The organism is uncultured Microbacterium sp. (genome assembly GCF_913776565.1).
Classification (GTDB): domain Bacteria; phylum Actinomycetota; class Actinomycetes; order Actinomycetales; family Microbacteriaceae; genus Microbacterium.
Genome location: NZ_CAJYPF010000181.1, coordinates 1 through 8425 on the forward strand (window position 1 = coordinate 1; position 8425 = coordinate 8425).

Annotated in this window: 8 protein-coding genes and 1 pseudogene; 3 read left to right on the forward strand and 6 right to left on the reverse strand. The window is 71.9% G+C overall.

The window, feature by feature from the left end; all coding sequences use genetic code 11:
• A pseudogene (locus tag QZ433_RS10110) lies at nucleotides 1-314 on the forward strand (GTPase); the annotation flags it as partial.
• 33 nt (nucleotides 315-347) lie between these two features.
• Here the strand turns inward: QZ433_RS10110 and QZ433_RS10115 are convergent.
• The 6 genes from QZ433_RS10115 to QZ433_RS10140 form a co-directional block, all read right to left on the reverse strand.
• Entirely contained in the window at nucleotides 348-2141 is a 1794-nt protein-coding gene (locus QZ433_RS10115) for a copper homeostasis protein CutC (RefSeq protein ID WP_295782796.1), read from the reverse strand.
• Entirely contained in the window at nucleotides 2105-3112 is a 1008-nt protein-coding gene (locus QZ433_RS10120) for an asparaginase (protein ID WP_295782798.1), read from the reverse strand. Before QZ433_RS10120 ends, QZ433_RS10115 begins: the two co-directional genes overlap by 37 nt.
• A gap of 36 nt (nucleotides 3113-3148) precedes the next feature.
• A complete protein-coding gene (locus tag QZ433_RS10125; RefSeq protein ID WP_295782801.1) occupies nucleotides 3149-4015 on the reverse strand; it encodes an amino acid ABC transporter permease in 867 nt (288 codons plus the stop codon).
• Nucleotides 4012-4656 carry an amino acid ABC transporter permease gene (locus tag QZ433_RS10130; RefSeq protein WP_270353154.1) on the reverse strand — a complete coding sequence of 215 codons (645 nt, stop codon included), beginning with the start codon at nucleotides 4654-4656 and terminating at the stop codon, nucleotides 4012-4014. The genes QZ433_RS10125 and QZ433_RS10130 overlap by 4 nt, the downstream gene beginning before the upstream one ends.
• A gap of 78 nt (nucleotides 4657-4734) precedes the next feature.
• The gene (locus QZ433_RS10135) at nucleotides 4735-5688 is read right to left on the reverse strand and encodes a glutamate ABC transporter substrate-binding protein (protein ID WP_270353155.1); all 954 of its coding nucleotides are present in this window, start codon (nucleotides 5686-5688) and stop codon (nucleotides 4735-4737) included.
• A gap of 58 nt (nucleotides 5689-5746) precedes the next feature.
• Entirely contained in the window at nucleotides 5747-6505 is a 759-nt protein-coding gene (locus tag QZ433_RS10140; RefSeq protein ID WP_270353156.1) for an amino acid ABC transporter ATP-binding protein, read from the reverse strand.
• A 149-nt stretch (nucleotides 6506-6654) separates the two neighbouring features.
• Here QZ433_RS10140 and QZ433_RS10145 point away from each other — a divergent pair, with 149 nt between their 5' ends.
• Nucleotides 6655-7845 carry an ROK family transcriptional regulator gene (locus QZ433_RS10145; RefSeq protein WP_295782808.1) on the forward strand — a complete coding sequence of 397 codons (1191 nt, stop codon included), beginning with the start codon at nucleotides 6655-6657 and terminating at the stop codon, nucleotides 7843-7845.
• 146 nt (nucleotides 7846-7991) lie between these two features.
• Nucleotides 7992-8425, forward strand: a 434-nt coding sequence (locus tag QZ433_RS10150) for a HEAT repeat domain-containing protein (RefSeq protein ID WP_295782811.1), incomplete at its 3' end; no start/stop codon positions are given.

An 8425-nucleotide genomic window follows, 5' to 3' on the forward strand; every position in this document is an offset into this window, starting at 1 on the left:
CAGCGTCCGCGGCGGCAGCGGGCGCGGCATCCGTTCCGCTTCCTGTGTCGGATGCTGTCACGCTGGCGCCGATCCAGCTGACGATGATGGGGCGCATCGCCGCGATCTACGACCTCGAGGTCAAGACCATGCTGTCGGCGGGCGCTCTCGCGCAGTTCGGTGTGCAGGTCGCGGGCCGTGCGTTGGCGACCAGCTTTCTCAAGCTCATCCCCGGCGCCGGCGTCGTCGTGAACGCCGCGGTGGCGGCGGCGCTGACCGCCGCGACGGGCGAGAGCTGGCTGAAGCTCGTCGCGCGGCGGGTGCGGCGGGGCTGACGGAGATCATCGCCGCCCGGCCGCGCGAGCGGACTACCCGTGCGCGTCGGCCACCGCGGACGCGGGGTCGGTCAGGATCACGGGAACCGACCACGACCGTGTCACCTCGGATCGACCCGCTGCCGCGAAGGCCAGCATCGCCGCACCGATCCGGCCCGCGTGCGTGCCCAACGCAGCGGTCTCGAGACGCGGGGCCTCGCGCCACGTCAGACCCGCCGACACGCGCTCGCGCAACGGTCCGAGCAACGCCTCGCCCGCCTGCGCCACACCCCCGCCCAGCACGATCACCTCGGGATCCACGAGCAGCGTCAGCGTCGTCAGACCCGCAGCCAGGGCGTCGAGCCCCTCGGACCACACGCGGGCCGCGATCGGGTCGACGCCGACCCGGGCGATGACGCCCGCGGCATCCGGACTCTCTCCGCGCCCCCCGCCGGTCGCCGCCGCATACCGCCGCGCCAGACCCGCACCCGAGAAGTACACCTCGAGGCAGCCGCGCTGACCGCACGCGCACAGCTCGCCGCCCGGGACGACCGGGATGTGACCCAGCTCGCCCGCGCCCGCGATAGCGCCCTCGAGCGCCCGCCCGTCGGACGAGATCGCCGCGGCGACGCCCGTGCCGATCGCGGCGAACACCACGTTGCGCGAACCGGCGGCGGCACCGTACGCGAGCTCGGCCGCCCCCGCCGCGCGCACGTCGTGATCGACCGCGACCGGCAGGCCGATGGCCTCCGAAAGAAGCTGCGCGAGCGGAAGATCCGTCCACCCGAGCGTCGACGCGTAGCGAACGGTACCCGTGGCGCTGTCGATCAGGCCGGGGCTGACCACGCCCGCCCCCACCACCGAGCGACCCGACTCCCTCGCCCCCGCGATCAGATCGGTCAGCAGACCGGCGATTCGCGTGACCGTCTCGGCCCCCGACCCGCCCGTCGCGACCCGCGCACTGCGCAGCACATGGCCGTCGGTGTCGACGAGCGCGCCCTTGGCCGAGGTGCCGCCGATGTCGACGGCGACCACGGCCGGCCGCGACGCGCGCGGACTCTCGGCCACGGCCAGGACCGTCTCGCGAACCAGTGACTCGTCGGTCACGAGATGCCCCCGACCCGATGCGACCTGCGCGCGCAGGTGCACCTCGAGCGCGCCCGTCCGCGCGACCAGCGCCGAGACATTGTGCGCCCGGACCGACCCGCCGACCAGGACCGCCGGCATCCGTCGTCCACTCGACCGCGCGACGAGGGCGGTGAGCACCTCGGCCCCCTCGTGGGCGGTGGCCGCCCCACCCGAGGTCAGCACACGGACGACCCCGTGATGCGCGAGCGTCTCGTACGCCGCGAACAGGTCGGCGGCGTCATCGAACGCCTTGTGGAACGTCACCGGCACCGTGCCGGCGGCGGCGCGGATCGCCTCGAGCGCCGACTCGTCGACACGGCCGTCGGCGGTGAGAGCGCCGAAGACGATCCCCACCGGCACGCGGCTGGACCGCGCCAGCGCGGCGATCGCGCGGGCATCGGCGCTCATGACGCGCACCTCGTCGTCGGAATAGACGAAGTCGCCGCCGCGCGCGCGGACCATGACCTGCACGCCCACGCGCTCGACTGCGGCCAGGACCGACTCGATCATCCCGACGCTGGGCGTCGTGCCGCCCTCGACGAGGTCGGCGCAGAGCTCGACGCGATCGGCCCCCGCGCGCTCGGCGGCGAGCACGCCCGCGAGGTCATCGACGCAGATCTCGACGAGCGCATGCGTGGTCGCGGGGGAGGTCACGGCGAGGGATGCCGGGTCTGCGGCGGTCGTCACGGTGCGGCGCTCGCTGCCGAGGCGTCGACCCACGCGCGCACGTCGCGGCCGACCTCGATCGAGCCGACGGGCACACCGCCGCCCAGGATCGGCAGGTCGACGAGGTCGCCGGCCGCGGAGACGTCCGCCCCGAGGGCCTCGAGAACGCGAAGGGCGACGAGCGTGGTCGCACGGGGGTTGCCGTCGAGGATCTTCATCGACACCGCGGCGCCGTCCGCCGTGGCCATGCCGATCACGCCCTCGGCGCCGCCCTTCGACAGCAGCCCCGGCACCCGCAGCATGGCGTCGGTGTTGGCGTGGTGATCCCCGCCGACGAAACGGGGGAAGGAGCGCATGGCATCCGCCACCCTCCGCTCCGGCGTCCCGGGGTCCGCCGTCACGAGGGCGCGGAAGATCCGGGCGATGCCGAGGGGAGAGACGCTGAACAGGGGAGCACCGCAGCCGTCGACGGCGTCGTACGCCACCTCGTCGCCCGACAGGCGCTCGAGAGTCGATCGCACGAGTCGCTGCAGGGGGTGCGCGGGGTCGAGATAGGACGCGATGTCCCACCCGTTGACCGCACAGGCCAGCAGCATCGCCGCGTGCTTGCCCGAACAGTTCATGCGCACGCGGGTGCGCTGCTCGCCGTCGCGGATCAGGCGTTCGCGCGTGGGCTCGTCCTCGGGCCAGTCGACCGGACACGCGAGAGCACCCTCGTCGAGACCCGCGCGGGCCAGCAGGTCGCGCACGACGTCGACGTGGACGTCCTCACCGGTGTGACTGCCCGCCGCGATGGCGAGGTCGGCTCCGTCGAGGTCGGCGCCCGCGAGAAGGCACGCGAGGGCCTGCACCGGCTTGACCGTCGAGCGGGGCAGGATCTGCTGACCGCTTCCCGACTGCCATGCGACGGAGCCGTCGGCGGCCAGAGCGGCGATCGACCCGAGGTGGCGACTCTCGACGACACCCGAGCGGATGACGACGGCGAGGTCGGCCAACGGCGACGGGACAGGGGGAAGGGACGTCATGGGTGACTCTTTCGATGCCGGGGTGAGCGGGCGGGTTCAGCGGTCGACGGGGGCGTTCGGCGTCGGCAGGCCCGCGGGGGCCACCGCGGCGGGCGCCGCGAGACTGCGGCGACCGGGGCGCTTCTGCAAGCGGGCGGCCAGCCCCGACAGGCTGCCGTTGAGAGCGAGGAAGATCACGGTCACGACGACGAAGGTCTGGATGAGCAGGCCGTTGAAGCTCGACAGCACCTGTCCGCGGTACAGCAGCTCGGTGAACGCGACGATGTAGCCGAGCGAGGTGTCCTTGAGCAGGCTGACCAGCTGCACCACGAGCGAGGGGGCGACGAAGCGCAGCGCCTGCGGCAGGACCACCTTGCGGTCGACCTGCCAGCGGGTCATCCCCAGGCTCAGGCCCGCCTCGGTCTGCCCGCGGGGCAGGGCGAGCACACCCGCGCGGATGATCTCGGCGAAAGCCGCGGCGTTGGCGATCGTCAGGGGGATGACGAGCTTCCAGAGCACCGGGAAATTCAGGCCGAGCTGGGGAAGGCCGAACAGCATCAGGTAGATCAGCAGCAGCACGGGAACCGTGCGGGCGATCTCGATGTACGCGGTGCAGATCCCGCTAATCCACCGGACCCGGCTCAGTCGTCCGAGAGCGAGGACGAGGCCGAGAACGAAACCGAAGACGGCGGTGAGAGCAGCGGCCTGCAGGGTGCCGAGCAGCCCGACGCCGAGGTACTCCCAGATCGCGATGTCGAGGAAGGGCAGCCACCGGTCGCTGTCGAGCTGACCCTTCGACGCGAATTGCACGAGGGCGAGGGTGATCAGGCCCAGGATGACGAGGGCGCTGACGATCGACCAGATGAGGATCCGGCGACGGGTGCGGGGACCGGGCTCGTCGTAGAGCGAAAAGGGGGAGGTCATCGGCGGATCCTCAACTTCTTCTCGAGACGACCGGCCGTGAGGCCGATCGCCAGCGCGAGCACCATGTAGACGAGCCCCGCCGCGGTGAAGATCAGGATGGGCTGAGCCTCGACCAGATTGAGCTTGTTGGCCGCGCTCGTCAGCTCGACGACGCCCACCGCGGCGGCCAGGGCGGTGTTCATCGTCAGGGCGATCATGACGTTGCCGATCGGCTGGACCGCGGCCCGCAGCGACTGGGGGATGACGAGCACGCGCAGGGTCTGACCGAGCGAGAAGCCCAGCGCGCGGCTGGCCTCGATCTCGCCCCGGCTCACCGTATTGACGCCGCTGCGCACGGCCTCGGCCACGTACGCGGCTTCGTACAGCGTGAGCACGATGATCGCCGTCGGCGTCAGGGGCAGCAGGAACCCGGCATCCGGCAGGGCGAACACCGCCAGCACGAGGAGCACCAGAAGCGGGACGTTGACGAAGAACTGCACGTACGCGAAGGCCGCCCAGCGCAGCACCGGCACCGGGCTGATGCGCGCGGCGGTGACGAGCGTGCCCAGCAGGATCGAGCCGATACCGGCCGAGACGGCCAGCAGGATCGTCGTGCCGAGCGCTTGCGCGATCGGCCCGGCGCTCGAGACGAAGAAGTCCATGGGGTCCTCAGGGGAGCGGAAGGGGAACGGAAGGCCGGCGCCCGCGATGTGCGGGACGGGCGCCGGCCGGTCGGGGGCTCAGGAGCCGGGGACGCTGCCGATCGCGGGAGGAGTCGGAGCGCTCGACTCGACCGCCTCACCGAGCGTGGCATCCCAGATCTTCGCCCAGGAGCCGTCCTTCTGGATCTTCTCGAGCCAGTCGTTGATGAACGACTTGAACTGCGCGTCGTCCTTCTTCAGGCCGATGCCGTAGGCCTCGCTGGTGAAGGGCTGACCCACGACCTTGATGCTCTTGTCGTCGATCGCGTGGCTCGCCAGCAGCGTGAAGTCCTGCACATACGCGTCGCCGCGACCCTGCTGGAGGGCCTGGAGGGCCTGCGGGTCGGTGCCGAAGCTGACGACGTCCGCCGTGGGCTGCTTCTCGGGCACGGCGGTGACGGCCGGGGTGTTCGCCCCGACGATGACGGTCTTGCCGCCGAGGTCGTCGATGCCGTTGATGTCGGTGTTGTCGCTGCGCACGGCCACGGCCAGACCCGACTCGAGGTAGGGGCCCGCGAAGTCGACCTGCTCGGCGCGCTTCTCGGTGATCGTGTACGTGTTGAACACGACGTCGACGGTGCCGTTGGCGAGAAGGGCCTCGCGGGTCTCGGAAGCGGGCGGGACGATCTCGACGTTCGGCTCGCCGAGGATGTAGATCGCCAGCATCTTGGCGAGGTCGGCGTCGAAGCCCTGCACGTCCTCGGGGTTGGTGGGGTCCTGCTGCGAGAGCAGGGGAGCATCCAGGGCCTCGGCGACGATCAGCTTTCCGCGGGCCTTGATCTTGGCCATCGTCGAGTCCGAGATGAGCGCGGCGGCGTCGGCGACGGGCGCGTTCGCGTAGACCTCGTCGAGGCTGCTCGCCTGTGCCGAGGCGCTGGGGTCGGATCCGGGGACGGCCGCGGTGCCGGACGAGCACGCGGACAGCGCCGCGACCGTGGCCGCGGACGCCAAGAGGACGAGGCCTCGGCGAAGGATCGAGCGAGAGGAGATCACGGGTACTGCCTTTCGTTTGCGGGTGCGTGCGGACCGAGCCGCATCGGGACGGGGGATGTCAGTGGGCGAGGATCTTCGACAGGAACGCCCGCGCGCGGTCGCTCTCTGCGCGGGTGAAGAACCGCTCGGGGGTGGTGTCTTCGACGATGCGGCCGTCGTCCATGAAGACGATGCGGTCGGCGGCGCGCCGGGCGAAGCCCATCTCGTGCGTGACGACGACCATCGTCATTCCCTCTTCGGCGAGCGAGGTGATGACGTCGAGGACCTCGCTGACCATCTCGGGGTCGAGGGCCGAGGTCGGCTCGTCGAAGAGCATGAGCTTGGGCTTCATCGCCAGCGCGCGGGCGATTGCGGCGCGCTGCTGCTGACCTCCGCTGAGCTCGCCGGGGAAACGGTCGGCCTTGTCGGCGATGCCGACGCGATCGAGCAGGGCGAGACCCTCTTCGCGGGCCTTCTTCAGGGGCACCTTCGACACGATCCGCGGGGCGAGGGCGACGTTGTCGAGCACCGTGCGGTGCGCGAACAGGTTGAAGGACTGGAAGACCATGCCCACCTCGGCGCGCAGGTCGGCGAGCCCCCGCCCCTCGCTCGGCAGCGGCACGCCATCGATCGTGATGGTGCCCGAGGTGATGGTCTCGAGGCGGTTGAGGCAGCGGCAGAGGGTCGACTTGCCCGAGCCCGAGGGGCCGACGATGACGACGACCTCGCCGCGAGCCACGTCGAGGTCGATGTCTTTCAGAACATGGTGGTCGCCGAAGTGCTTCTGCACCTCACGGACCGCGACCAGGGGTGCGGAGGGGGACGCGGGCGTCGACACGGGGGTGGATCCTTCCCGCGGACTCGCCGCGATATCGGGATGGCCGACGCGGCAGGTGATTTCCGCGTCTTCGGTGAAATCAAACTAACGAGGCCATGTTACAGAGATAATTCGAGACAGATACTCCAAGTTTGGATTAAGCTAGTGGTGTGCAGCCCCTCTCCGCCGCCCTGCCGGTGTTCAGCCCCCAGACCCTCGCGGTCCTGACCCCGCTGCGCACGGGCGCCGCGCGATCGCGGGCCGAACTCGCCGCCCACACCGGCCTCTCGCCCTCGACCGTGACGGCGCGCGTGGATCCGCTGATCGCAGCCGGGGTCATCGTCGAAGACGGCACCGACGATTCGCGCGGCGGGCGTCGTCCGCGCCGCCTCGCCATCCGCGGCGATCTCGGCACGGTCGCCAGCATCGACCTCGGCGTCGAGCGCAGCACCATCGGCCTGGTCGACTACGCCGGCACCGCGCTCGGCCACCGGCATCTCGCGCTGGACCTGACCGAGGGCCCGGATGCCGTCCTGCGCCGCGTCGCCCGAGAACTCGACGCGCTCGCGACGGCGACCGGCGGCCTCGCCCTGACCGGCGCGGCGATCGCGCTGCCCGGGCCGGTCTCGGCGCAGACCGGCCGCTTGGTCGCGCCCTCGCGCATGCCCGGATGGCACGACGTCGACGTCGCCGCCCTTCTCAGCACCGCCCTCGAGGTGCCCGCGCTCGCCAGCAACGACGCCAACTGCATGGCCGTCGGCGAACTCGTCGGGGGCGACGCCGAGGCCCTCAACCAGGTGTTCATCAAGGCCGGATCCGGCATCGGCTCGGGTGTCGTCGCGGGCGGACAGCTCTACACGGGCCGCAGCGGAGCCGCCGGTGACATCAGCCACGTCACCGTCCCCGGCGCCGCCCCCGTGCCCTGCTCGTGCGGGCGCGTCGGCTGCCTCGACGCGGTCGCGAGCGGATCGGCCCTCACCCGCGCGGCCCAAGAGGCCGGCCGCGATGTGACCGACGTCGAAACGGTGATCGACCTCGCGCGCAACGGAGACGCCCTCGCCACGGGCCTGCTTCGCGAAGCGGGCAGCATGACCGGTGGAGTCCTGGCCACCATCGTCAACTTCTTCACCCCCGACCGACTCGTCGTCGGCGGCTCGTTGAGCGCCTCCGACGTCTTCATCGCCGCCATCCGATCCAAGCTGTGGGCCGATTGCCTGCCCATGGCGACCGAGAACCTCGAGGTGGCCGCGCCGCGCCATCCCCGGGTGGGCGGCATCCTGGGCGCCGCGCGCCTGTTCCTCGACGCGGCCTTCGGGCCCGAGGCCGCCCGCTCGGCCCTGCGGATCGCCGCGCGCGCGTAGCGCCCGCGCGCTCCTCGCGCGACGGTGTCGACCCGACACGGGTGCGGGACGGATCGCCATCCGAGCAGGGGCGCTCACCGGGTGATCGCTGAGAGGCGCCCTCGCACGGCCCTCGGCGCCCCGCCGCGTGCGACGGTGGAAGCACCATGACCGAAACCACCGCCTCCGACCGCCTTCGCGCCGCCCTCGAGAACTCCGACGCCTCGGTCCGCCTGCAGGCCGCGCTCGCCGCGGGGACCCGGCCCGACGACAGCTTCGTCGCCGAGCTCGTCGCCCGGTGCGCGGTCGAGCCCGACTTCTTCGTGCGCGACATGCTCACGTGGGCGCTGACGCGGCACGACCCCGCGCGCGTGGTGCCGGGGCTGCTGCCCGAGGTGACGTCCGAGGTGCCGCAGGCGCGCAGCCAGGCGCTGCACACGCTGTCGAAGATCGGCGACCCCGCCGCGTTCGGCGCGATCACGCGGGCGGTGCTGCGCGACCGGCACCCCGAGGTGGCGCGCGCGGCGTGGCGGACGGCATCCGGTCTCGTTCCCGACGACGCGCACGAGACGTTGGCCGAGGAGCTCGCCACCCAGTTCGG

What these genes read in the sequence shown, in the direction of transcription:
- QZ433_RS10130 (WP_270353154.1), bottom strand. Translation starts at nt 4,656, where the DNA reads ATGGACTTCTTCGTCTCGAGCGCCGGGCCGATCGCGCAAGCGCTCGGC.
- QZ433_RS10125 (WP_295782801.1), bottom strand. Translation starts at nt 4,015, where the DNA reads ATGACCTCCCCCTTTTCGCTCTACGACGAGCCCGGTCCCCGCACCCGT.
- QZ433_RS10120 (WP_295782798.1), bottom strand. Translation starts at nt 3,112, where the DNA reads ATGACGTCCCTTCCCCCTGTCCCGTCGCCGTTGGCCGACCTCGCCGTC.